This is a genomic window from Vibrio sp. 10N.222.49.A3, assembly GCF_041475145.1.
In the GTDB taxonomy this organism is placed as follows: Bacteria; Pseudomonadota; Gammaproteobacteria; order Enterobacterales; family Vibrionaceae; genus Vibrio; species Vibrio tasmaniensis_A.
Genome location: NZ_JBFRVM010000030.1, coordinates 13880 through 37811 on the forward strand (window position 1 = coordinate 13880; position 23932 = coordinate 37811).

Below are 23932 nucleotides of genomic sequence, written 5' to 3' on the forward strand. Positions count from 1 at the left end.
AAAATTCCAAAAACGTTTTCTCAAGCTATGAAAACAGGTAGAATATCGCTCCTTTTTATCAATCTAGAAACGTTTGAGTACCTGAGGTCGGTTCATGCTTTATCACGAAAAATTTGACGTCATCGTTGTTGGTGGTGGCCATGCAGGAACGGAAGCCGCACTCGCATCTGCACGTACTGGTCAAAGTACGTTATTACTAACTCATAATATCGATACGTTGGGACAGATGTCTTGTAACCCAGCCATTGGCGGGATCGGTAAGGGCCACTTGGTAAAAGAGGTCGATGCTATGGGTGGATTAATGGCGCAAGCTATTGATCATGCAGGTATTCAGTTCAGAACATTAAACGCATCAAAAGGCCCTGCGGTACGTGCAACTCGTGCACAAGCTGACCGCGCACTTTACAAAGCCTTTGTCCGTAATGTTCTTGAAAACACACCAAACCTAACTCTGTTCCAACAGTCGGTTGATGACTTGATCGTTGAACAAGATCAAGTGGTGGGTGTGGTTACGCAAATGGGCCTCAAATTCCGCGCTAATGCTGTGGTCTTAACGGTAGGCACATTCCTAGGCGGTAAGATTCATATTGGTATGGAAAGTTCATCGGGTGGACGTGCGGGTGATCCACCATCGATCGCGCTCGCTGACCGTCTTCGTGATCTTCCATTTCGTGTTGATCGCCTAAAAACGGGTACACCTCCTCGCATCGATGCACGCAGCGTTGATTTTTCTGAGCTTGAGGTTCAACACGGCGATAATCCGACTCCGGTTTTCTCATTCATGGGTAACCGAGCTCAGCAGCCGCGTCAGATTCCATGTTACATCACGCACACTAACGAAAATACGCATGACGTTATTCGTGCCAACCTCGATCGCAGCCCGATGTACGCTGGTGTGATTGAAGGTATTGGCCCTCGTTACTGTCCGTCGATTGAAGACAAAGTGATGCGCTTTGCTGATAAAAACAGTCACCAAATTTTCATTGAGCCTGAAGGCCTAACGACGCACGAGTTATACCCGAATGGTATTTCAACCAGTTTACCGTTTGATGTTCAGGTAAAAATCGTTCACTCAATGAAAGGTTTTGAGAACGCACACATCGTCCGTCCTGGCTACGCGATTGAGTACGACTTCTTTGACCCTCGCGATCTTAAACTGACTTACGAGACCAAGTTTATTAAGGGGTTGTTCTTTGCGGGGCAAATCAATGGCACCACTGGCTACGAAGAAGCTGCAGCACAAGGCTTAATGGCCGGTTTGAATGCGAGTTTGTTTACGCAAGGCAAAGAGGGCTGGAGCCCACGCCGCGATCAAGCTTACATGGGTGTACTTATCGATGACTTGTCGACGATGGGTACTAAAGAACCGTACCGAATGTTTACATCTCGCGCGGAGTACCGCTTGTTGCTTCGTGAAGACAACGCTGATATCCGTTTGACTGAAAAGTCTCGTGAACTTGGCTTGGTCGACGATGCTCGTTGGACGCGATTCAACGAGAAGATGGAAAATATGGAGAAAGAGCGTCAACGTCTTAAAGAAACATGGATTAATCCAAAATCTGAAGATATTGATCAATTGAACCAGATCCTGAAAACACCAATGTCTCGTGAAGCGAGTGGTGAAGATCTTCTTCGTCGTCCTGAAATGACTTATTCACAGCTAACGTCGTTGGATCGTTTTGGTCCTGCACTGGAAGATCAACAAGCGTCTGAGCAAGTTGAGATCCAAGTGAAGTACGATGGCTATATCCAACGTCAACAAGATGAAATTGAAAAATCACTGCGTCATGAAAACACCAAACTGCCGGCTGACATCGATTACAGTAAGGTAAAAGGGCTTTCTAACGAAGTGGTTCTTAAACTAACTACCGCTAAACCAGACTCAATTGGTATTGCATCGCGAATCTCAGGTATCACACCTGCTGCAATTTCAATTCTGTTGGTTTACTTGAAAAAACACGGCCTGTTGAAAAAAGGTGAGGAAGCATAATGAGCGCATTACGCGAAAAACTGGATCACCTGATTGGCCAGACTGAACTTGAAGTATCTGAAAAGCAACGCAGCCAATTGGTTGGCTACGTTGAGTTACTAAACAAGTGGAACAAAGCATACAATCTGACGTCAGTTCGTGATCCGCAAGAAATGATGGTGAAACATATCTTAGATAGCATCATTGTTAGCACTCACTTACAAGGCAAGCGCTTTATTGACGTTGGCACAGGCCCTGGTCTTCCTGGGATTCCGCTCTCAATCATGAATCCTGACTGCGAGTTTTACTTGCTAGACAGCTTGGGTAAGCGTATTCGTTTTATCAAGCAAGTGATTCATGAGCTGGGTATCGACAACGTGGTGCCGATTCAAAGTCGCGTTGAAGAATTTCAACCAGAAGAAAAGTTTGATGCCGTGCTCAGTCGCGCATTTGCATCAATGACAGACATGGTAGAGTGGTGTCATCATTTACCTAAAGAGCAATCCGGTGTATTTTTGGCTCTTAAGGGACAACACCCTAGAGACGAAATCGACCTGTTACCTGAATGGTGTTCAGTGACAGACATTAAAGCTTTGCAAGTGCCAGAGCTTGATGGAGAGCGTCATCTAGTTACTTTATCGCGTCAGGGATAATCAGCGAGGCCATAGTGGGTAAAATCGTAGCAATTGCCAACCAGAAGGGTGGCGTAGGAAAAACAACAACTTGCATTAACTTGGCAGCATCAATGGCGGCAACAAAGCGCAAGATATTGGTTGTTGACCTCGATCCTCAAGGTAATGCCACGATGGCGAGCGGTGTTGACAAGTATCAGGTTGAAGCAACTGCTTACGATTTGTTGGTTGAAGACACCCCATTTGATGAGGTAGTTTGCCGAAGTACATCTGGCAACTATGACCTTATCGCCGCAAATGGTGATGTTACAGCGGCAGAAATCAAATTGATGGAAGTGTTTGCTCGTGAAGTTCGTCTAAAGAACGCGTTGGCATCCATTCGTAATAACTATGATTTCATCTTTATCGATTGCCCACCGTCATTAAATCTTCTTACAATTAATGCGATGGCTGCGGCCGATTCCGTATTGGTTCCTATGCAATGTGAATACTTTGCTCTGGAAGGTTTGACTGCGTTGATGGATACCATTAGCAAGCTCGCTGCGGTGGTAAATGAGAACCTGAAGATTGAAGGTCTTCTGCGTACTATGTACGATCCTCGTAACCGCTTATCGAACGAAGTATCTGATCAACTCAAAAAGCACTTCGGTAGCAAAGTCTATCGAACTGTGATCCCTAGAAATGTGCGTCTGGCAGAAGCGCCGAGTCATGGCAAGCCAGCAATGTACTACGACAAATATTCTGCAGGAGCTAAGGCATATCTTGCTCTTGCTGGCGAAATGTTACGTCGTGAAGAAGTCCCAGTATAGGTCCAACCAAAGGAATTCGCTCAATGTCTAAGCGTGGTTTAGGAAAGGGGCTAGATGCATTGCTTGCAACTAGCTCATTAGCTCGTGAAAAGCAGCAAGTTGCTTCTTATAGTCAGGCGTTGTCGGCTGATGGTGAGCTTATCGAATTGGCTGTTGGTTGCTTAAAGCCAGGTGTATATCAACCGCGTAAGGATATTGCGCCGGAAGCGCTAGAAGAGCTGGCAGCATCAATCCAATCTCAAGGTATTATTCAGCCAATCGTTGTACGTCCCTTAGCACACGACCAGTTTGAGATTATTGCTGGCGAACGTCGTTGGAGAGCTGCTCGTCAAGCTGGCCTTAAGCAAGTGCCATGTCTAATTAAGAGAGTCGAAGACAAGGCCGCGATTGCGATGGCATTGATCGAGAACATTCAGCGTGAAGACTTGAATGCTATCGAAGAAGCACAAGCGTTAGAGCGCTTGCAGAACGAATTTGAGCTGACACATCAACAAGTTGCTGAAGTGATCGGTAAATCGAGAGCAACGGTTAGTAACTTATTACGTCTAAATCAGCTCGAAAATGAAGTAAAAGGTTTAGTTTCCAACAAACACCTGGAAATGGGGCATGCTAGAGCATTGCTTGCGCTCGAAGGCGATACCCAGGTTGAGGCAGCAAACACTGCAGCAACCAAAAAAATGACCGTGCGTCAAACTGAGCAGCTTGTTAAAAAGTGCTTAAAGCCAGACGTTGAATCAGAATCGAAGCAAGAAGACACTGAAGCTATCGAACTTTCACGAAGACTCACGGAAAAATTGCAAGCAAACGTTTCAGTTACTCGTTCTGTTAGTGGGAAGTCAAAAGTGACAATTACTCTTGATGAGCCTCACAAATTAGATCAACTTATTGCTAAATTAGAGTACTAAGTGAGATAATTGATTTAGGTCAATTATGTAATGAACAAGTGATTTCGTACAAAAGTTGTCGGTTTGTATACAAAAATGTAAATGATTGCTGCATTCTTATTGCAATCAATTTGGCTGAACGTATAATTTTCGCCAATTTATCAGCACGCTTTTAAGCGAGTATCAAAGTAGGCTTAAAAGAGGAACGAATACATGGTAGCGGCGTTAGCAAGACCAGGACGAGTGCTTGCAAAGCAAATGTTATTGATCGAGCTTAGCGCGGTTATATTAGTGGCGATAGGGTTAGGTTTAGCTGTTAATCCTGATTGGGGTTTTGCTGCATTAATCGGTGGCGGTATTTTTGTCATCGCGAATGTAGTTTTTTGTGTGTGTGCTTTTCTATTTTGTGGAGCTCGCGCAACTAAGTTAGTTGCGGCGTCGTTCTATGCAGGTGAAGCGCTCAAAATCTTAATCACAGTTCTACTATTCTCTATCGTCTACATGTATATGCAGGTGGAATTAATTCCCCTCAAACTGACCTATTTACTGGTTCTAGGTATTAATATCTTTGCGCCAGTGCTTTTCATTAACAATAAAAAATAGGATGAGTTATGGCTGCGCCAACAGCATCCGGATACATTGAACACCATTTACAAAACCTTTCTTTAGCTAAGTTTGGTCTTGTAGAGGAGACAAGTTTCTGGAACGTACATATAGACAGTCTGTTTTTTTCGGTGTTGACAGGGATGTTATTCCTTTGGGTTTTTCGCTCAGTCGCTAAGAAAGCAACAGTAGGTGTACCTGGTAAGCTTCAGTGTTTTGTTGAAATGGTAGTGGAATTCGTTGGTGACAACGTTAAAGAAACTTTCCATGGCCGCAACCCTCTGATTGCCCCACTAGCACTGACTATATTCTGCTGGATTATCATTATGAACTTGATGGACTTAGTGCCTATCGATTTCTTACCATATCCTGCAGAGCATTGGCTAGGTATCCCTTACTTGAAAGTGGTTCCTACAGCTGATGTTAATATAACAATGGCAATGGCTTTAGGTGTTTTTGCTCTGATGATCTACTACAGCATCAAAGTGAAAGGTCTAGGCGGATTTGCTAAAGAATTGGCACTGCATCCATTTAATCACCCAATCATGATTCCATTTAACTTGGTACTTGAGGTAATTTCGTTATTAGCGAAGCCACTATCTCTAGGTATGCGTTTATTTGGTAATATGTTTGCGGGTGAGGTGGTGTTTATTCTTATCGCGGCAATGCTACCGTGGTACTTACAATGGGTAGGTGCACTACCTTGGGCTATCTTCCATATCTTGGTTATTTTGATTCAAGCGTTTGTTTTCATGATGTTGACAATCGTTTACTTATCAATGGCTCATGAAGATAGTGATCACTAAAAAATTTTTAAGCTTTATTCTAACTATTAATGTTAATCGGAGAACGTAAATGGAAACTGTACTAAGTTTTTCAGCAATCGCTGTTGCTATCATTGTTGGTCTTTGTGCCGTAGGTACTGCAATTGGTTTTGCTATTCTTGGTGGTAAATTCCTAGAAGGCGCTGCGCGTCAACCTGAAATGGCTCCAATGCTACAAGTTAAGATGTTCATCATCGCTGGTCTATTGGATGCTGTTCCAATGATCGGTATCGTAATCGCACTACTATTCACGTTTGCTAACCCATTTGTTGGTCAACTAGCAGGCTAATTAACTTCTAAATAGTTAATTAAATTTTTGTAGTTGATTCTTAACGAGGGGTAGCTGTTGTGAATATGAACGCAACTCTGCTAGGTCAAGCAATTGCTTTTTCACTGTTTGTTTGGTTCTGCATGAAATATGTATGGCCACCAATCATGCAAGCAATTGAAGAACGTCAGAAAAAAATTGCTGACGGTCTAGTAGCCGCTGAACGCGCTGCTAAAGACTTGAACCTGGCACAAGCCAACGCTTCTGAGCAAATGAAAGAAGCAAAGCGCACTGCAACTGAGGTTATTGATCAGGCAAACAAACGTAAAGCTCAAATTATTGATGAAGCACGCGAAGAGGCTCAGGCAGAACGCCAGAAGATCTTAGCGCAAGCTGAAGCAGAAATTGAAGCAGAGCGTACACGTGCCCGTGATGACCTGCGCAAACAAGTCGCAACTCTGGCTATAGCTGGTGCTGAGAAAATCCTTGAACGTACAATCGATAAAGATGTACACGATGATCTTCTTAACAACATTACTGCAAAACTTTAAAGCAAGGGGCTGTATATGTCTGATTTGACTACAATCGCACGCCCCTATGCTAAAGCAGCGTTTGACTTTGCGGTAGATAAAGGTGAGCTAGACCAATGGGGTCAAATGCTTACTTTTGCTGCCGAAGTGGCACAAAATGATGATGTTCACAATTTATTAAGCGGTTCTATGACTGCTGAAAAATTAGCTGAAGTATTCATTGTAATTTGTGGCGAACAATTTGATGAATTCGGTCAGAACTTAATTAAAGTGATGGCAGAGAATGGCCGCTTAATGGCTTTTCCTGATGTTTGTAAAGAGTTCTTTATACTCAAAAAAGAGTATGAGAAAGAGATCGACGTTGAAGTAACTTCAGCGGTAGAACTTTCTGAAGAACAACGTGCAGAGATCAGCAGCAAATTGGAACAGCGCTTAGCGCGCAAAGTTCAGCTGAATTGCAGTATAGATGAGACTCTACTTAGTGGAGTTATTATTCGAGCCGGAGACCTAGTCATCGATAACTCAGCGCGCAGTCGTTTAGACCGCCTGAGCGATGCATTGCAGTCTTAATGGGGATTGGAGCATGCAACTTAATTCCACTGAAATTAGCGATCTAATTAAACAACGTATTGAATCTTTCGACGTTGTTAGTGAAGCTCGCAATGAAGGTACTATCGTTTCTGTAAGCGATGGCATCCTTAGCATCCACGGCCTAGCGGACGTGATGCAAGGTGAAATGATCGAACTACCGGGTGGCCGTTACGCTCTAGCACTAAACTTGAACCGTGATTCGGTTGGTGCTGTTGTAATGGGCCCGTATGCTGACCTACAGGAAGGCATGAAAGTTACAGGTACTGGTCGTATTCTAGAAGTACCAGTAGGTCCTGAAATGCTTGGTCGTGTTGTAAACACGCTAGGTGAGCCAATTGATGGTAAAGGTCCAATCGAAGCTAAATTGACTTCGCCTGTAGAAATTATCGCACCAGGTGTAATCGACCGTAAATCGGTAGATCAACCTGTTCAAACTGGTTACAAGTCTGTTGACTCAATGATCCCTATCGGTCGTGGTCAACGTGAGCTAGTAATCGGTGACCGTCAGACTGGTAAAACAGCAATGGCGATCGATGCGATTATTAACCAAAAAGATTCTGGTATTTTCTCTATCTACGTAGCTATCGGCCAAAAAGCGTCGACTATTGCTAACGTAGTTCGCAAACTAGAAGAGCACGGCGCACTAGCAAACACTGTTGTTGTTGTTGCATCTGCTTCTGAATCTGCAGCGCTGCAATACCTTGCACCGTATGCTGGATGTGCGATGGGCGAATACTTCCGTGATCGCGGTGAAGATGCACTGATTGTTTATGATGATCTATCTAAGCAAGCTGTCGCTTACCGTCAAATCTCGCTACTACTTAAGCGTCCACCAGGTCGTGAAGCGTTCCCAGGTGATGTTTTCTACCTTCACTCTCGTCTACTAGAGCGTGCAGCTCGTGTAAGCGAAGCATACGTAGAAAAATTCACTAACGGCGAAGTGACAGGCAAGACTGGTTCTTTAACAGCTCTTCCTATCATCGAAACGCAAGCTGGTGACGTATCTGCATTCGTACCAACGAACGTAATCTCGATTACTGATGGTCAGATCTTCCTACAAACTGAGCTATTCAACGCGGGCGTACGTCCAGCTGTTGACCCAGGTATCTCAGTTTCTCGTGTAGGTGGTTCGGCGCAGACTAAAATCATCAAGAAACTATCTGGCGGTATCCGTACTGCTCTAGCTCAATACCGTGAACTTGCAGCATTTGCTCAGTTCTCTTCGGATCTTGATGAAGCGACTAAGAAGCAGCTAGACCACGGTCAAAAAGTTACAGAACTGATGAAGCAGAAGCAATACGCTCCTATGTCTGTATTTGACCAAGCTCTAGTAATCTTCGCTGCAGAGCGTGGATACCTTCAAGACGTTGAACTTTCTAAAGTTCTAGACTTTGAAGCTGCTTTACTGTCGTTTGCTCGTGGTCAATACGCTGATCTAGTAACACAGATCGACGCAACGGGTGCTTTCAACAAAGAAATCGAAGCTGAGCTGAAGAAGCTTGTTGACGATTTCAAGGCAACCCAGACCTGGTAATTGGTAGGTGGTCTTAGGGCCACCTCATACCATTAACGGAGAGTAACGATGGCCGGCGCAAAAGAGATACGTAATAAAATCGGTAGTGTTAAAAGCACACAGAAGATTACGAAAGCAATGGAAATGGTAGCAGCTTCAAAAATGCGTCGTTCTCAAGACGCAATGGAAGCTACTCGTCCATATGCAGAAACAATGCGTAAAGTGATCGGTCATTTGGCTAATGGTAGCCTCGAGTATAAGCATCCTTATCTTGAGGAACGTGAAGCCAAACGTGTTGGTTACATCATCGTTTCTACAGACCGTGGTCTTTGTGGTGGTTTGAACATTAACTTGTTCAAGAAAGCCATGAACGACATGAAAGATTGGTCTGAGAAAGGTGCTGATGTTGAGCTTGCAATTGTAGGCTCTAAAGCAACAGCATTTTTCAACAACAGCGGCGCGAAAGTAGCAGCTCAAGTTTCTGGTCTGGGCGATCGTCCAAGCCTTGAAGACTTGATTGGCTCTGTGAGCGTTATGCTGAAGAAATATGATGAAGGCGAACTAGATCGCCTGTTCGTAGTGTTCAACAAGTTTGAAAACACTATGGTTCAAGAACCAACGATCGATCAATTACTTCCTTTGCCTAAATCAGACAGCGAAGAAATGAAACGCAGTCATTCTTGGGACTACATTTATGAGCCCGAGCCAAAGCCACTACTAGATGCACTATTGGTTCGCTATGTCGAATCTCAAGTGTACCAAGGTGTGGTCGAGAACCTTGCTTGTGAGCAAGCGGCTCGAATGATTGCAATGAAATCAGCAACAGATAATGCTGGTGACATTATTGATGACTTAGAACTTGTGTATAACAAAGCCCGTCAATCGGCGATTACACAAGAACTTTCTGAGATCGTTTCAGGCGCAGCTGCGGTTTAAGCTTAGGTAAAACTAAATAGTTAGAGGATTAACGATGGCTACAGGTAAGATCGTACAGATCATCGGTGCGGTAGTCGACGTAGAGTTCCCACAGGGCGAAGTACCTCGTGTATACGATGCTCTGAATGTTAATGAAGTGAAAGAGCGTCTAGTTCTTGAAGTTCAGCAACAACTTGGCGGTGGCGTAGTTCGCGCAATCGTAATGGGTAGCTCTGATGGTTTACGTCGTGGTTTGACAGTTGAAAATACTGGCGCTCCAATCTCAGTACCAGTAGGTACTAAGACATTGGGTCGTATCATGAATGTCCTAGGTGACGCGATTGATGAGTGTGGCGAGATTGGTGCTGAAGAGCATTACGCCATTCACCGTGAAGCTCCAAGCTACGAAGAGCAGTCTAACGAGACAGCTCTTCTAGAAACTGGTGTTAAAGTAATCGACTTGATTTGTCCATTCGCTAAGGGTGGTAAAATCGGTCTATTCGGTGGTGCTGGTGTAGGTAAGACCGTTAACATGATGGAACTTATCAACAACATCGCACTTCAACACTCAGGCCTATCTGTATTTGCAGGTGTAGGTGAGCGTACTCGTGAAGGTAACGATTTCTACTTTGAGATGCAGGAAGCAGGTGTTGTAAACATCGAAAAACCTGAAGAATCAAAAGTAGCGATGGTTTACGGCCAGATGAACGAGCCACCAGGTAACCGTCTACGTGTTGCACTGACTGGTCTAACAATGGCAGAGCGTTTCCGTGACGAAGGTCGTGACGTTCTACTGTTTGTTGATAACATCTACCGTTACACACTAGCAGGTACTGAAGTATCAGCACTTCTAGGTCGTATGCCTTCTGCGGTAGGTTACCAACCTACACTAGCTGAAGAAATGGGTGTTCTACAAGAGCGTATCACGTCAACTAAAGCTGGTTCTATCACGTCTGTACAGGCGGTATACGTACCTGCGGATGACTTGACTGACCCGTCTCCAGCAACAACGTTCGCTCACTTGGATGCAACGGTTGTACTTAACCGTAACATCGCATCTATGGGTCTATACCCAGCGATCGACCCGCTAGATTCTACTTCACGTCAACTGGATCCATTGGTAGTTGGACAAGAACACTACGACATCGCTCGTGGCGTTCAGTCTACTCTTCAGCGCTATAAAGAGCTGAAAGATATCATTGCTATCCTAGGTATGGACGAGCTATCTGAAGAAGATAAGCAAGTTGTATCTCGTGCTCGTAAGATTGAGAAGTTCCTAACTCAGCCTTACCACGTAGCGGAAGTATTTACAGGTGACCCAGGCGTTTACGTACCTCTTAAAGAGACTCTACGTGGCTTCCAAGGTCTTCTATCTGGTGAATACGATGACATTCCAGAGCAAGCGTTCATGTACTGTGGTGCAATTGACGAAGCTATCGAGAATGCTAAGAAGCTATAAGGCTAACTAGGAGGCGATATGGCAGCAATAACCTTTCACCTAGACGTTGTAAGTGCCGAGAAACAAATTTTCTCTGGTCTTGTTGAGACGTTTCAGGTGACCGGTAGTGAGGGTGAGCTTGGTATTTTCCATGGTCACACTCCACTGCTGACCGCTATCAAGCCTGGTATGGTGCGTATTGTTAAGCAGCACGGCCACGAAGAAATTATTTATGTTTCTGGTGGTATGGTAGAAGTTCAGCCTGGTACAGCGACTGTACTGGCTGATACAGCTATCCGTGGTGAAGAGCTAGACGCAGCAAAGGCGGAAGAAGCTAAACGCAAGGCTGTGGAGAATATCCAAAATCAGCATGGCGACATAGACTTCGCACAAGCGGCCGGTGAACTGGCTAAAGCCATTGCTCAGTTACGAGTTATCGAACTGACAAAGCAGCGTCGTTAATCTTTTTAAGATTATAGACTCTGAGATAAAGGCGACCTAAGGGTCGCCTTTTTGCATTTTTAGGTTCTGAAAAATGCATCTTTTAAGCATCACTACTGGTTAAATGGTTAAATGGTTAAATGGTTAAATGGTTATTGTGATTTAATTTTTTGGCCAAAAACGGTTACAATATCGGCTTAATAAAAATACTGTTGGATAGGTTTACAATGAAGTTTAGCGCAGTGATTCTCGCGGCGGGCAAAGGCACTCGCATGTATTCAAACACACCAAAGGTTCTGCACACGCTTGCGGGTAAGCCAATGGTGAAGCATGTTATCGATACATGTAATGGTTTAGGCGCTCAAAATATCAACCTGGTTTACGGCCACGGTGGTGATCAGATGAAGGCTACTCTAGCTGAAGAATCTGTAAATTGGGCACTGCAAGCTGAGCAGCTAGGTACTGGTCACGCTGTAGATCAAGCATCTGCACATTTTGCTGATGATGAAAAAGTATTGGTGCTATACGGTGATGTTCCGCTTATCTCGCCAGAAACCATTGAAAACCTATTAGACGCTCAACCAAACGGTGGTATCGCACTACTAACGGTCGTGTTAGACAACCCGATGGGCTACGGTCGTATCATTCGTCGCAATGGCCCGGTTGTCGCTATCGTTGAGCAAAAAGATGCAACCGATGAGCAGAAGCTTATCAAAGAGATTAATACTGGCGTTATGGTGGCTACTGGTGGCGATCTGAAGCGTTGGTTGTCTGGCTTAAGCAACGATAACGCACAAGGTGAATACTACCTGACTGACGTTATTGCAGCGGCTCACGATGAAGGGCGTGCGGTTGAGGCTGTACATCCAGTAAGTCCAATTGAAGTTGAAGGCGTGAACGACCGCTCACAACTGGCTCGTCTAGAGCGCGCTTACCAAGCTGAACAAGCAGACAAGCTATTGAAGCAAGGCGTAATGTTACGCGACCCAAGCCGCTTTGATCTACGTGGTGAATTGCAGTGTGGTATGGATGTTGAGATTGATACCAACGTTATCATCGAAGGCAGCGTAAGCATTGGTGATAACGTGGTTATCGGCACCGGTTGTGTATTGAAAGACTGTGAGATTGATGACAACACTATCGTTCGCCCATACAGCGTAATCGAAGGTGCGACAATTGGTGAAGACTGTACGGTTGGTCCATTCACTCGCTTACGTCCTGGAGCTGACATGCGTAACAATTCGCATGTAGGTAACTTTGTTGAAGTGAAGAACACTCGTCTTGGTGAGGGTTCTAAAGCTAATCACCTTACTTACCTAGGTGATGCTGAGATCGGTCAACGTGTAAATGTGGGTGCGGGTGCTATCACTTGTAACTACGATGGCGCGAACAAGTTTAAGACCATCATTGGCGATGACGTATTTGTTGGCTCAGACAGCCAATTAATCGCACCTGTTACTATTGGCAACGGCGCAACTGTCGGTGCGGGCTCAACGGTGACTCGTGATGTTGCTGAGAACGAGCTTGTTATTAGTCGTGCGAAAGAACGTAAAATTGCCAACTGGCAGCGTCCGACTAAGAAAAAGTAGTCTCAACTATAAATCAGATGACTGCGATAGAGCTAATAGCACTGCTATTGGTTTTTCTTAGATATCTAGATATAAAAAAAGAGCGATTAATCTCGCTCTTTTTTGTTTTCTTTAACCTAGAAACTTGTCTTGTTTCTCGTCAGCGACCACTCGAGAGTTGTCTGGTGTCGCGAAGTGTTCAGAAAGCTCTTTGTTTGAAACAATATAGCCAACCCACAATGCACCCAAACAAATCACAACCGCGATACCCGTTGCGCTTAGTGCTTGGCTAGCCATTGCCGCGACCAATGCACTTGATAGGCCACTGATACTGATTTGCAGGCTGTTTTGTAGGCCAGCAGCTGTTGCTGGGCTTTGCTTAGCACTTGATAGAGCACGGTTTACTACTATTGGGTAAAGTGCACCGTTTGCTACTGCAATCAAACAGAAAGGCGCAAGCAGAGGCCAGATTGACGTCAGTTCCCACTGTGATGCAATGAAGATAAGCATCGCTGCAACGCTGAACAAACCGATAAGATTTCTTAGTACAACGCCATCACCATATTTCTTCACCGCTTGCTTACCGAAATAACCACCCGCCATGAACGCGATTGTCTGTGGGATAAAGCTCAAGCCGATGTCTTTTGCTTCATAACCTAGCTGAGCCATTATCTCTGGCATACCCGTTAGGTAAGCGAAGAACGCTGCAGATGCCGAAGCAAACATTAAAACATTACCCATGTAAGGCTTTGATTTTATCAACATCTTGATGTCTGTCTTAATCGATGTCTGCTTTACTTCAGGCGCTTCTTTTGGTTGAGCCATTGTTGTTGCAATTAGTAGTGCGCCCATCAAAGTCAATGTAATGAAGATACTGTGCCAGCCAAAGCTGTTTGCTAGCAACACACCCAGTTGAGGTGCTAGTGCTGGAGATAGCGCTACTAGAGGCATGATAGTAGCAAAAATTTGCTGGCTACTGCTTTGTGAGTAACGCTTGATAACCATTGCTTGCCAGATTACCGCAGGCGCACACACACCGATCGCTTGAATGAAGCGCAGTGTTAGTAGGTGCCATACCTCGGTGCTGAATGCCAAGCCGAATGACGCTGCCGTAAAGATAACAAGACCAACCGCTAGTGTGTTGCGGTGACCATACTTGTCACTCGCCAGACCCCAAAGAAGCTGACCCATTGCCATACCGCCAAGGAATACAGTTAGAGACAGAGCAATCTGCTCTGGACCGGTTGCGAAATCAACTTCCATTGCCTTAAATGCAGGAAGGTACATATCGGTCGCAATAAAGCCAAGCATTGAAAGTACTGCAAGGTAGACCAATTGAAATTTAGAAATATTCATAAGATGCCATTAAGCTAAAGGTAGTGATGTTTTTATCATCAAAAAAATTGTTTGATATACAGAAGTGAAAGCCCCTGTTTATTTGTGCTGACATTCTATTTTTCAGACCTGATAAAATAAAACGCTAAAATATGTGGTTATCAATCAAAAAATTTGAAGGCTTATGTTCTCTAAATCCTCTTTAGAAATGCTCGATACTGTTGCTCGCTTAGGCAGTTTTACTGCGGCGGCAGAACAATTGCACAAAGTGCCCTCAGCGATCAGCTATGGGGTTAGGCAGGTAGAGCAAGAGCTTGATGTTCTACTTTTCAGACGCTTACCAAGAAAAGTAGAGCTGACACCTGCGGGTGAGTTGTTTATTGAAGAGGCTCGTCAACTGCTGAGACAGATGGAAGAACTCAGTGCCCAGACTCGCCGAGCTGCGCGTGGTTGGAAGAAAACCTTGCGCTTAACGCTTGATAACGTGGTTAAGCTCGACAAGATGAAGCCGATGATTGAAGAGTTTTATCAAACCTTTGAGTTCGCTGAACTGCAGATTAACATGGAAGTGTTTAACGGCTCTTGGGAAGCCATTGCACAGGGCAGGGCGGATGTCGTGATTGGTGCAACCTCGGCGATTCCGGTTGGTGGTGACTTTGAAGTTAAAGATATGGGGCGGTTAGATTGGGCATTTGTCATGTCACCCAGTCATCCTTGTGTGCGAGAGCAAAACCTTAATGAAGCCTTTGTTAGTCAATACCCAGCGATCTGTTTAGATGATACCTCTAGTGTGCTGCCTAAGCGTCACACTGGCCATTATGCAAGTCAGAGACGTCTTCTATTACCTAACTGGTACAGCGCAATAGAGTGTCTTAAAAATGGTGTTGGGGTGGGTTACATGCCAAGGCATATCGCCGCACCTATTATTGAGCAAGGTTTGCTGGTAGAAAAAATATTGCCCGAGCCAAGCCCGCAGAGTCATTGTTGTTTGGTATGGCGAAAAGACGATAACCATAAATTGATCGAATGGATGGTGAAGTACCTAGGATCGAGTGAGCAACTTCACCAAGATTGGTTGGATCATCGCAAGGCGATCTAATGATCTATTTACAAGAAGATCCTTTTCAAGCTTGAACTGAATCAGCACCAATAAAAAGAGCGAGTAAATACTCGCTCTTTTTTGATTCGGTCGTTAACTCTTAAGACAAGAAGAACTTGTAGGAAGGGTTATCGGTTTCATCTTTGCATTGGTAGCCGAGTTCTTCTAAATGCGTAGAGAACTGAGCCAAATCGTCATCACCCAGCTCAAAACCACACAGCACACGACCGTAGTCAGCACCATGGTTACGATAGTTGAACAAGCTGATATTCCAGTGAGTCCCTAAGGTATCAAGGAATTTAATCAATGCTCCTGGGTATTCAGGGAACTCAAAGCTGTACAGACGCTCTTTCAATGGTTTCGATGGTTTGCCGCCAATCATGTAACGAATGTGCAGCTTTGCCATCTCGTCATCAGACAAGTCGACAACTGGGTAGCCGCCCTCACGTAGGTCATTGATGATGTGTTCGAGTTCTTCTTGTCCACCTTGTAGACGTACACCAACGAAGATATTCGCCAGGCTTTCGTCGTTGTGGCGGTAGTTAAACTCAGTCACCGCTCGACCACCAATAATGTTACAGAACTCTAGGAACGCACCTTGTCGCTCTGGAATAGTCACCGCAAGTAGACCTTCTCGCTTCTCACCCAATTCACAACGTTCAGAGACATAACGCAGACCGTGGAAGTTGGTGTTCGCACCAGACAATACCGTTGCTAGTTGCTTATTTTGCAGTTGGTTTTGTTCTGAAAACTTCTTAAGGCCTGCCAGAGCAAGCGCTCCTGAAGGCTCAGCAATTGCACGGGTGTCTTCAAAGATGTCCTTTACCGCAGAGCAGATTTCATCGCTAGAGACTGTAATATGACCATCAATGTACTGTTGGCAAAGACGGAAGGTTTCTTCACCAATGCGTTTAACCGCAACACCATCAGCAAACATGCTGACCTGATCCAGTACCACTGGTTCACCCGCATCCAGTGCTGCTTTCAAGCAAGCTGAGTCTTCAGGCTCTACCGCAATCACTTTAATCTCTGGCATCAGTTGTTTGATAAGCACTGCAACACCAGCGGCTAAGCCACCACCACCAACCGGCACAAAGATATAATCCATGTGACCGTTTTGCTGCAGCATCTCCATGCCCATAGTACCTTGCCCTGCAATCACCAGTGGGTGATCGAAAGGAGGTACAAAGGTGAAGCCATGTTCAGCCGATAGGCGTTCCGCTTCCGCTTTTGCTTCATCGAAATTACTGCCGTGCAGAACCACATTACCACCAAATCCGCGTACCGCATCAACCTTGATATCCGGCGTCGTTTTTGGCATCACAATCGTGGTCTGAATACCAAGCTTAGAACCGGACAGCGCCATACCTTGAGCATGGTTACCTGCCGATGCAGCAATCACACCTGCGGCTTTCTGTTGTTCAGAAAGGCTTGATACCATGTTGTAGGCACCACGTAGCTTGAACGAGTGCACCGGCTGACGGTCTTCTCGTTTAAGCTGAACCTGATTACCGATACGGGCGCTTAAGCGTGGCATATCTTGCAGAGGTGTCACAATCGCCGCTTCGTAAACCGGCGCTCTCAGGATCTGGCGCAGATAATCTGCGCCACTTTGTTTTTTGGGACAGGAGGTGTCATCACTCATAGTTAGCCCTCAAGTTTAGACTTATCACGTACAGCGCCTTTGTCGGCACTGGTCGCCATGCTTGCATAAGCTTTCAGTGCGAAAGACACTTCACGCTGACGGTTTTCTGGTTTCCAGCCTAGTGCATCTTGTTTAACGCGACGTGCTTCAAGCTCTGCTTCTGGCACATCAAGTGTGATTGAGCGGCTAGGGATGTCGATAGTGATAATATCGCCCGTGTTCACTAGACCAATCACACCGCCACTTGCTGCTTCTGGAGAAGCGTGACCGATAGACAGACCTGATGTACCACCAGAGAAGCGACCATCAGTCAGTAGAGCACATGACTTGCCTAAGCCCATTGATTTCAAGTAAGTCGTTGGGTAGAGCATTTCTTGCATGCCCGGACCACCTTTAGGACCTTCGTAACGAATAACCACGACTTCGCCGGCTTTTACTTTACCCGCTAAGATGCCGTCTACTGCCGTATCTTGGCTTTCGAATACGATAGCAGGGCCTTGGAATTTAAGGTTTTCTTCATCAACACCCGCGGTCTTAACGATACAACCATCAACCGCGATGTTACCTGAAAGTACCGCTAGGCCGCCTTCTTGGCTGAATGCGTTTTCTTTAGTGCGAATACAACCTTCTTTGCGATCGTCATCAAGGCGATCCCAACGGCAATCTTGTGAGAAAGCTTTAGTTGTACGGATGCCCGCAGGACCAGCACGGAAGAACTTAAGCACGGCTTCGTCTTCTGTCTGCATGATGTCGTACTGAGCAAGTTGCTCTTGCATGCTTAGACCAAGCACAGTGCGAGTTTGGTTGTTCAATAGACCTGCACGGTCAAGTTCACCAAGGATAGCCATTACGCCACCAGCACGGTGAACGTCTTCCATGTGGTACTTCGGTGTTGAAGGTGCCACTTTACATAGGTGTGGTACACGGCGAGACATCGCATCGATATCATCCATATCGAAATCAATGTCGCCTTCTTGAGCGGCTGCTAAAAGGTGAAGAACGGTGTTACTAGAACCACCCATTGCGATATCAAGCGCCATCGCATTATCGAAAGCAGCGCGGTTTGCGATGTTGCGTGGCAGTGCTGACTCGTCGTCTTGCTCGTAGTAACGCTTGGTTAGATCAACGATGCGCTTACCGGCATTGATGAACAGCTCTTCACGGTCTGCGTGTGTCGCCAGCATAGAACCGTTACCAGGCTGAGATAGACCCAGTGCTTCTGTTAGACAGTTCATTGAGTTTGCTGTGAACATACCTGAACATGAACCACAGGTTGGACATGCAGAACGTTCTACTTGCTCACTTTGCTCATCAGAAATGGTTGGATCGGCACCCTGAATCATCGCGTCAACAAGGTCGAGCTTGATGATTTGATCTGAAAGCTTGGTTTTACCCGCTTCCATTGGGCCGCCTGATACAAAGATCACTGGGATGTTAAGGCGCATTGCGGCCATCATCATTCCCGGAGTGATTTTGTCACAGTTAGAGATACACACCATCGCATCTGCACAGTGTGCATTGACCATGTACTCTACCGAGTCTGCGATAAGCTCTCGTGATGGTAGTGAGTACAGCATACCGCCGTGACCCATTGCGATACCATCATCCACAGCGATGGTGTTGAATTCTTTAGCGATACCGCCCGCTTTCTCGATTTCACCCGCAACCAGCTGACCCATGTCTTTAAGATGAACATGGCCTGGTACAAATTGAGTGAAAGAGTTTACAACCGCGATGATTGGCTTACCGAAATCATCATCTTTAACGCCAGTTGCACGCCATAAAGCGCGCGCACCAGCCATGTTGCGTCCGTGGGTAGTCGTTGCTGAACGATAGATTGGCATTGCTTAAATCCTTATAAAATATTTGGCTGTTGCTTACTTAGTTGTTTGCGTTTGGTTTGCTGAAGTTTGGTGTTCTGGGTAAACATAATCTAACCAGCCCCATTTATCTTCAGTGGTTCCATTGAATAAACCAAAGTAAGCTGCTTGAACTTTTTCAGTGATAGGACCGCGTTTGCCTTCACCTACTGTAATTTTGTCTACGCTGCGAACTGGAACGATTTCTGCTGCTGTGCCTGTCATGAATACTTCATCGGCAAGGTATAGCGCTTCACGAGCAATGTTCTCTTCACGGATTTCGTAACCCATGTCTTTTGCTAGCGTCATGATCGAATCACGAGTAATACCCGGCAGAATTGCGCTGGTTGCTGGTGGTGTTGATAGCACGCCATTACGAATCACGAAGATGTTCTCGCCCGCACCTTCTGAAAGGTAACCATCGACACTCAGTGCGATACCTTCATCGTAACCATGACGACGAGCTTCACCACCAACCAGTAGTGAAGATAGGTAGTTACCACCGGCTTTTGCTGCGGTTGGGATGGTATTTGGCGCTGCACGATTCCAGCTTGATATCATCGCATCTACGCCATTTTCTAGCGCTTCTTCGCCTAGGTAAGAACCCCAAGGGAAAGCAGCGATGATCAGATCCATCTCAGTGTTTTCTGGCGGGCAGACACCCAAACCAACGTTACCAACGAAACCTAGAGGGCGGATGTACGCAGACTGTAGCTTATTTTGGCGTAGCGTTTCGCGAGTCGCTTCCATAATTTCTTCCTCTGTGTAAGGAATTGGGAAGCGGTAGATTTTCGCTGAGTCTTTTAGGCGTCTTGCATGCTCTGGGTGACGGAAGATAACCGGACCCTTTGGCGTGTTGTAACAACGAACACCTTCAAACACCGAAGTACCGTAGTGCATTGCGTGAGTCAGGACGTGAACGTTTGCCTCTGCCCAAGGAACCATTTCACCGTTAAACCAAATATAGTCTGCTGTTTTAGCTGTCATGTTAGCGGTTCCTTATGCGTTTATCTTTTGTTGTAAGTTGTTGTTTGGCAATTCATTACGGCTTATCGAGATAACGTCAACGGTACGCACATCCCACAGCTTTTCGATTTGGTTTACCAAGAAAGAGATCGGACGCTCACTGTCGACAATGATCTCAACACTCGCCACTTTGCTTTCGTGGTTTTGAGTGCCAGCTACTTGCTTAACAATAAAGCCACGGTGGCGGATAACACGAAGAACACGCTCTAGTAGTACAGGCTTATCATCGGCTTTGATGTCTAATAGGTATCTTTTCATGTTATGTGTTCTCCAACATCTCACTGTTTGAAGCACCTGGCGGTACTAGTGGCCATACGTTCTCTTCTTCATCGATAAGAACATGAAGTAGGTAAGCGGTTTTGCTCTCTAGCATCTCTTTCAGTGCTGGTTCTACTTCTTCTTTACGCGTGATGGTTTTGCCCGGGATATCAAATGCTTTCGCTAGCATGACGAAATCCGGGTTGTCATCCAAGATGGTTTCACTGTGTCGGCCATCAAAGAACAGCGATTGCCATTGGCGAACCATGCCTAAGCGCGAGTTGTTAAGCAGCACCATTTTTACTGGGATTTGGCGACGCTTCAGCGTACCAAGCTCTTGAATGTTCATCATGAACGAGCCGTCACCAGAGATAAGTATAGATTGGTCATTAGGACGACCAACCGATGCACCCATGGCTGCAGGTAGGCCAAAGCCCATAGTGCCTAAGCCCGCTGAAGTGATGAAGTTTTGTGGATCGCGTGGCTGAATGTGTTGAGCTGCCCACATCTGATGTTGGCCAACATCGGTCGAAACCATAGAACTCGCAGGCATCATGTCTGACAGTTGTTTCAACAACAGAGGTGCGAAGATAAGGTCGCCAGGGTGGTCGTAACGCCATTTGAATGAGCTACGAAGGCCTTCGGAGTGATGAACCCAAGAAGAGATGTCTTGGCTTAGCTCCAGTTGAGGCATGATCTTGTTGATGTCACCACGAATTGGTGCATCGGCAAGACGTAGTTTACTGAACTCTGCCGCATCGATATCAATATGGATAACTTTAGCGTGCGGTGCAAAGGTGTCGAGCTTACCAGTAACTCGGTCATCAAAACGAGCGCCAACAACAAGTAACAGGTCACTTTCTTGAACCACTAGGTTAGCGGCTTTGGTGCCGTGCATACCCAGCATACCCAGGTAGTGTGGGTCGTCACGTTCAATGGTGCCTAAGCCTTTTAGTGTGCTTACTGCAGGCATTGGATTTAGACGTAAAAACTCACGAACTGCATCGGTTGCTTTCGCCAGTTGAACGCCACCACCTACGTATAAAACAGGACGAGTCGCTTGAGACAAGAAGTACTGAGCTTGCTCAATGGCATCCGTTGTCACTACGGGAATGGCTGGTGGTGTAAATTCAGGAAGAACTTTCACAGGGGACTCTGCTAATTGAACATCTTTAGCGATATCGACAATAACCGGACCGGGACGTCCTGCTTTTGCAACGATAAATGCTTCAGCCAATGTCGGCGCAAGATCTTCAATATCGGTAACAAGGTAGCTGTGTTTAGTACATGACAGAGACATACCAATCACATCCATTTCTTGGAATGCATCGGTACCAATGTGGGAACTAGCAACTTGACCAGTGATAGCTACGAGTGGGATGGAATCCATAAAAGCATCAGCAAGACCTGTGACTAGGTTAGTTGCACCCGGGCCTGAGGTTGCCATACAAACAGCGACGTCTTGCGTTGCTCGAGCCATACCGATAGCGGCCATTGCAGCGCCTTGCTCATGGCGACATAGGATATGTTCAACCCCGCCGTCATAGAGTGCATCGTAGATTGGCATGATGGCACCGCCAGGGTAACCAAATACGGTCTCAATGCCTTGTTGCTTGAGTGCGGATACGACCAGTTCTGCGCCTTTCATCGTAATTCCTCCGTATTACCTTTGTTTTGGTAATTGTTTCCATTGTCTCTGCACATCTTGTGCTCCCATTCTTCCTGTAAATCGGCAAAGCCGAAAATGTTTCAAAATATAAAATCGAATGTCTAAATTAGAAAAAACCCCCGGACTTTTCAGTGCGGGGGTTTTTTCTAATTCGTGGTTACTTTTTTCCCACTCGCCCCCGCGCAGTCTCAATAATGACTACGATAATCAGGTTAATCAGTGCGTAAATGCGAGCGTTAAATGTCATAAAGTTCGAGTTTTCTCGTTTATTGTCTTAAGTAAATGTCTACATCTCTAGTGTTATCACACAAATCTGCTGCATGACAAGGAAAATGTCATTCTTTTTTCACATTAAAACACCATTCCACCACGCTATATAACAACCTTATCGCTTTGGTGAGCAATGAATATCCAGAGTGAATACTTTTAAATCAAAGACAAAGGAAAGTTATGGGACTCGCAATAATTCATAGCCGAGCTAGTGTGGGTGTAGAGGCACCAGAAGTGACTGTGGAAGTGCATATTAGTAACGGAATGCCCGGTTTTACGCTGGTGGGTCTACCTGAAACGACGGTTAAGGAATCTAAAGATCGAGTAAGGAGTGCCATCATCAATTCTCGCTTTGAATTTCCATCGAAAAGAATCACGGTCAACCTTGCGCCTGCAGATTTACCCAAAGAGGGAGGACGTTTCGATCTGCCAATCGCGCTTGGAATCTTGGTGGCGTCAGATCAGCTTCCTACATCAAAAATAGCTCAACATGAATTTATCGGTGAGTTGGCGTTGTCTGGAGAGTTGCGTTCAGTAAAGGGCGTGTTGCCAGCGACGTTAGCCGCCGATAGTGTCGAACGATGCTTAGTGGTTCCACACCACAATGGTGATCAGGCAGCCTTAGTTGGCAAGGGAGCGCATAAATCTGCACAAACCTTGTTGGAGGTTTGCGCTGATATGTGTGGCCAGGCTCAGCTTGGTTTATATAGAACCGAGCATCGTCATGTCGATGTGTCTGATAATCGTGACTTACAAGATATTATTGGCCAGCAACAAGGTAAGCGCGCATTGGAGATCGCCGCAGCTGGCAATCACAACTTACTTTTTCTTGGCCCACCCGGAACTGGAAAAACCATGCTGGCGTCTCGATTGCGCGATTTGTTACCTGAGATGAGTGATGACGAGGCGATGGAAACCGCTTCGGTGGCTTCTTTAACGCAACAAGAAATCAATCAATACAACTGGAAACAACGACCTTTCCGTTCTCCACACCATTCGAGTTCGATGGCAGCATTGGTCGGTGGTGGCTCGATACCTCGCCCCGGTGAGATCTCTTTAGCACATAATGGCTTATTGTTTCTTGATGAGATGCCAGAGTTTGAGCGTAAGGTACTTGATTCACTACGAGAGCCACTAGAGTCAGGTGAGATCATTATTTCACGCGTGGCTGGCAAAACTCGTTTCCCAGCACGCTTTCAATTAGTGGGTGCGCTGAACCCAAGCCCGACTGGCTATTACGAAGGCAATCAAGCACGCGCTAATCCGCAGATTATATTACGCTATCTCAATCGATTATCGGGGCCATTACTGGATAGATTTGATATGTCGTTAGAGATCCCTCTGTTGCCTAAAGGGATGTTAGCCGAAGGTGGTGACCGTGGTGAAACCACTCAAGTGGTAAAGCAAAGAGTCAAACAAGCGCGTCAGTTGATGTTATCTCGAAACCATAAGTCGAACGCACTGTTAGGCAGCCGAGAAATTGAAAAGTATTGCCCATTGCGACGCGAGGATGCGGAGTTTTTAGAAACGGCACTGCATCGACTGGGCTTATCGATTCGTGCTTATCATCGAATCATCAAGGTAGCACGAACTATTGCGGACCTAGAGGGTAATGCGCAGATTGAAAAGAAGCATTTATCAGAGGCTCTTGGTTATCGAGCGATGGATCGACTGTTGAAACAACTCTCGGCTCAAGCGGTGTAGTCATACCTATCGTAGTAAACAACGGGTCATTTATTTACTGTGATTGGTATAAAAACAAGAAAGCCTGCTTTTTACGCAGGCT

22 protein-coding genes are annotated in these 23932 nt (G+C 45.7%); 16 read left to right on the forward strand and 6 right to left on the reverse strand.

What is annotated here, in order from left to right; genetic code table 11:
• Positions 1 to 94 precede the first annotated feature (94 nt).
• The 14 genes from mnmG to glmU all read left to right on the forward strand — a co-directional run bounded on the left by mnmG (position 95) and on the right by glmU (position 13006).
• Positions 95 to 1990 carry a tRNA uridine-5-carboxymethylaminomethyl(34) synthesis enzyme MnmG gene (mnmG, locus tag AB4589_RS05745; protein WP_012605106.1) on the forward strand — a complete coding sequence of 632 codons (1896 nt, stop codon included), beginning with the start codon at positions 95 to 97 and terminating at the stop codon, positions 1988 to 1990.
• Positions 1990 to 2622: a 16S rRNA (guanine(527)-N(7))-methyltransferase RsmG gene (gene rsmG / locus AB4589_RS05750; protein WP_009848127.1), complete on the forward strand. Its 633-nt coding sequence runs from the start codon at positions 1990 to 1992 to the stop codon at positions 2620 to 2622. The genes mnmG and rsmG overlap by 1 nt, the downstream gene beginning before the upstream one ends.
• A gap of 14 nt (positions 2623 to 2636) precedes the next feature.
• On the forward strand, positions 2637 to 3410 hold the full coding sequence (locus tag AB4589_RS05755) for a ParA family protein (RefSeq protein WP_009848126.1): 774 nt from the start codon (positions 2637 to 2639) through the stop codon (positions 3408 to 3410).
• Between the two features lie 23 nt (positions 3411 to 3433).
• A complete protein-coding gene (locus tag AB4589_RS05760) occupies positions 3434 to 4315 on the forward strand; it encodes a ParB/RepB/Spo0J family partition protein (RefSeq protein ID WP_012605105.1) in 882 nt (293 codons plus the stop codon).
• 192 nt (positions 4316 to 4507) lie between these two features.
• Entirely contained in the window at positions 4508 to 4897 is a 390-nt protein-coding gene (locus AB4589_RS05765; RefSeq protein ID WP_008221392.1) for a F0F1 ATP synthase subunit I, read from the forward strand.
• Between the two features lie 8 nt (positions 4898 to 4905).
• Positions 4906 to 5703, forward strand: coding sequence for a F0F1 ATP synthase subunit A (gene atpB / locus AB4589_RS05770; RefSeq protein ID WP_009848124.1), 798 nt, complete (start codon positions 4906 to 4908; stop codon positions 5701 to 5703).
• A gap of 49 nt (positions 5704 to 5752) precedes the next feature.
• Positions 5753 to 6010, forward strand: a complete 258-nt coding sequence (atpE, locus tag AB4589_RS05775; protein ID WP_004411110.1) for a F0F1 ATP synthase subunit C — start codon at positions 5753 to 5755, stop codon at positions 6008 to 6010.
• A gap of 59 nt (positions 6011 to 6069) precedes the next feature.
• On the forward strand, positions 6070 to 6540 hold the full coding sequence (gene atpF / locus AB4589_RS05780) for a F0F1 ATP synthase subunit B (protein WP_010433231.1): 471 nt from the start codon (positions 6070 to 6072) through the stop codon (positions 6538 to 6540).
• Positions 6541 to 6555: 15 nt separating this feature from the next.
• Positions 6556 to 7089: a F0F1 ATP synthase subunit delta gene (gene atpH, locus AB4589_RS05785; RefSeq protein ID WP_009848122.1), complete on the forward strand. Its 534-nt coding sequence runs from the start codon at positions 6556 to 6558 to the stop codon at positions 7087 to 7089.
• A gap of 13 nt (positions 7090 to 7102) precedes the next feature.
• Positions 7103 to 8644 (forward strand): F0F1 ATP synthase subunit alpha, encoded by a 1542-nt coding sequence (gene atpA / locus AB4589_RS05790; protein WP_009848121.1) that lies wholly within the window; start codon positions 7103 to 7105, stop codon positions 8642 to 8644.
• 48 nt (positions 8645 to 8692) lie between these two features.
• Positions 8693 to 9559, forward strand: coding sequence for a F0F1 ATP synthase subunit gamma (gene atpG, locus AB4589_RS05795; protein WP_009848120.1), 867 nt, complete (start codon positions 8693 to 8695; stop codon positions 9557 to 9559).
• Positions 9560 to 9593: 34 nt separating this feature from the next.
• A complete protein-coding gene (gene atpD / locus AB4589_RS05800; RefSeq protein ID WP_009848119.1) occupies positions 9594 to 10997 on the forward strand; it encodes a F0F1 ATP synthase subunit beta in 1404 nt (467 codons plus the stop codon).
• Between the two features lie 18 nt (positions 10998 to 11015).
• On the forward strand, positions 11016 to 11438 hold the full coding sequence (locus AB4589_RS05805) for a F0F1 ATP synthase subunit epsilon (protein WP_004735742.1): 423 nt from the start codon (positions 11016 to 11018) through the stop codon (positions 11436 to 11438).
• 206 nt (positions 11439 to 11644) lie between these two features.
• Positions 11645 to 13006: a bifunctional UDP-N-acetylglucosamine diphosphorylase/glucosamine-1-phosphate N-acetyltransferase GlmU gene (glmU, locus tag AB4589_RS05810; protein ID WP_029223764.1), complete on the forward strand. Its 1362-nt coding sequence runs from the start codon at positions 11645 to 11647 to the stop codon at positions 13004 to 13006.
• Between the two features lie 111 nt (positions 13007 to 13117).
• Here the strand turns inward: glmU and punC are convergent, their stop codons facing one another.
• Positions 13118 to 14341, reverse strand: coding sequence for a purine nucleoside transporter PunC (gene punC, locus AB4589_RS05815; RefSeq protein ID WP_372099720.1), 1224 nt, complete (start codon positions 14339 to 14341; stop codon positions 13118 to 13120).
• 163 nt (positions 14342 to 14504) lie between these two features.
• Between punC and punR the strand changes: the two genes are divergently transcribed.
• Positions 14505 to 15419, forward strand: coding sequence for a DNA-binding transcriptional activator PunR (gene punR, locus AB4589_RS05820; RefSeq protein WP_012605101.1), 915 nt, complete (start codon positions 14505 to 14507; stop codon positions 15417 to 15419).
• Positions 15420 to 15519: 100 nt separating this feature from the next.
• Here the strand turns inward: punR and ilvA are convergent, their stop codons facing one another.
• From ilvA to ilvG, 5 genes are read right to left on the reverse strand one after another with little or no spacing between them, the layout of a single operon-like run.
• Positions 15520 to 17064: a threonine ammonia-lyase, biosynthetic gene (ilvA, locus tag AB4589_RS05825; protein ID WP_372099722.1), complete on the reverse strand. Its 1545-nt coding sequence runs from the start codon at positions 17062 to 17064 to the stop codon at positions 15520 to 15522.
• Positions 17065 to 17066: 2 nt separating this feature from the next.
• Positions 17067 to 18908, reverse strand: coding sequence for a dihydroxy-acid dehydratase (gene ilvD / locus AB4589_RS05830; RefSeq protein ID WP_009848114.1), 1842 nt, complete (start codon positions 18906 to 18908; stop codon positions 17067 to 17069).
• A 33-nt stretch (positions 18909 to 18941) separates the two neighbouring features.
• Positions 18942 to 19910: a branched-chain amino acid transaminase gene (locus tag AB4589_RS05835; protein WP_371695396.1), complete on the reverse strand. Its 969-nt coding sequence runs from the start codon at positions 19908 to 19910 to the stop codon at positions 18942 to 18944.
• A gap of 12 nt (positions 19911 to 19922) precedes the next feature.
• Positions 19923 to 20207, reverse strand: coding sequence for an acetolactate synthase 2 small subunit (gene ilvM, locus AB4589_RS05840; RefSeq protein ID WP_009848112.1), 285 nt, complete (start codon positions 20205 to 20207; stop codon positions 19923 to 19925).
• A 1-nt stretch (position 20208) separates the two neighbouring features.
• The gene (gene ilvG / locus AB4589_RS05845; protein ID WP_372099724.1) at positions 20209 to 21855 is read right to left on the reverse strand and encodes an acetolactate synthase 2 catalytic subunit; all 1647 of its coding nucleotides are present in this window, start codon (positions 21853 to 21855) and stop codon (positions 20209 to 20211) included.
• Positions 21856 to 22326: 471 nt separating this feature from the next.
• Between ilvG and AB4589_RS05850 the strand changes: the two genes are divergently transcribed.
• On the forward strand, positions 22327 to 23850 hold the full coding sequence (locus AB4589_RS05850) for a YifB family Mg chelatase-like AAA ATPase (protein WP_372099726.1): 1524 nt from the start codon (positions 22327 to 22329) through the stop codon (positions 23848 to 23850).
• The last annotated feature ends 82 nt before the right edge of the window (positions 23851 to 23932 follow it).

What these genes read in the sequence shown, in the direction of transcription:
- ilvD (WP_009848114.1), bottom strand. Translation starts at nt 18,908, where the DNA reads ATGCCAATCTATCGTTCAGCAACGACTACCCACGGACGCAACATGGCT.
- atpG (WP_009848120.1), top strand. Translation starts at nt 8,693, where the DNA reads ATGGCCGGCGCAAAAGAGATACGTAATAAAATCGGTAGTGTTAAAAGC.
- AB4589_RS05765 (WP_008221392.1), top strand. Translation starts at nt 4,508, where the DNA reads ATGGTAGCGGCGTTAGCAAGACCAGGACGAGTGCTTGCAAAGCAAATG.
- AB4589_RS05760 (WP_012605105.1), top strand. Translation starts at nt 3,434, where the DNA reads ATGTCTAAGCGTGGTTTAGGAAAGGGGCTAGATGCATTGCTTGCAACT.
- ilvM (WP_009848112.1), bottom strand. Translation starts at nt 20,207, where the DNA reads ATGAAAAGATACCTATTAGACATCAAAGCCGATGATAAGCCTGTACTA.
- atpE (WP_004411110.1), top strand. Translation starts at nt 5,753, where the DNA reads ATGGAAACTGTACTAAGTTTTTCAGCAATCGCTGTTGCTATCATTGTT.
- atpH (WP_009848122.1), top strand. Translation starts at nt 6,556, where the DNA reads ATGTCTGATTTGACTACAATCGCACGCCCCTATGCTAAAGCAGCGTTT.
- punC (WP_372099720.1), bottom strand. Translation starts at nt 14,341, where the DNA reads ATGAATATTTCTAAATTTCAATTGGTCTACCTTGCAGTACTTTCAATG.
- glmU (WP_029223764.1), top strand. Translation starts at nt 11,645, where the DNA reads ATGAAGTTTAGCGCAGTGATTCTCGCGGCGGGCAAAGGCACTCGCATG.
- ilvG (WP_372099724.1), bottom strand. Translation starts at nt 21,855, where the DNA reads ATGAAAGGCGCAGAACTGGTCGTATCCGCACTCAAGCAACAAGGCATT.
- mnmG (WP_012605106.1), top strand. Translation starts at nt 95, where the DNA reads ATGCTTTATCACGAAAAATTTGACGTCATCGTTGTTGGTGGTGGCCAT.
- punR (WP_012605101.1), top strand. Translation starts at nt 14,505, where the DNA reads ATGTTCTCTAAATCCTCTTTAGAAATGCTCGATACTGTTGCTCGCTTA.
- atpA (WP_009848121.1), top strand. Translation starts at nt 7,103, where the DNA reads ATGCAACTTAATTCCACTGAAATTAGCGATCTAATTAAACAACGTATT.
- AB4589_RS05835 (WP_371695396.1), bottom strand. Translation starts at nt 19,910, where the DNA reads ATGACAGCTAAAACAGCAGACTATATTTGGTTTAACGGTGAAATGGTT.
- ilvA (WP_372099722.1), bottom strand. Translation starts at nt 17,064, where the DNA reads ATGAGTGATGACACCTCCTGTCCCAAAAAACAAAGTGGCGCAGATTAT.
- atpB (WP_009848124.1), top strand. Translation starts at nt 4,906, where the DNA reads ATGGCTGCGCCAACAGCATCCGGATACATTGAACACCATTTACAAAAC.
- atpD (WP_009848119.1), top strand. Translation starts at nt 9,594, where the DNA reads ATGGCTACAGGTAAGATCGTACAGATCATCGGTGCGGTAGTCGACGTA.
- rsmG (WP_009848127.1), top strand. Translation starts at nt 1,990, where the DNA reads ATGAGCGCATTACGCGAAAAACTGGATCACCTGATTGGCCAGACTGAA.
- AB4589_RS05805 (WP_004735742.1), top strand. Translation starts at nt 11,016, where the DNA reads ATGGCAGCAATAACCTTTCACCTAGACGTTGTAAGTGCCGAGAAACAA.
- AB4589_RS05850 (WP_372099726.1), top strand. Translation starts at nt 22,327, where the DNA reads ATGGGACTCGCAATAATTCATAGCCGAGCTAGTGTGGGTGTAGAGGCA.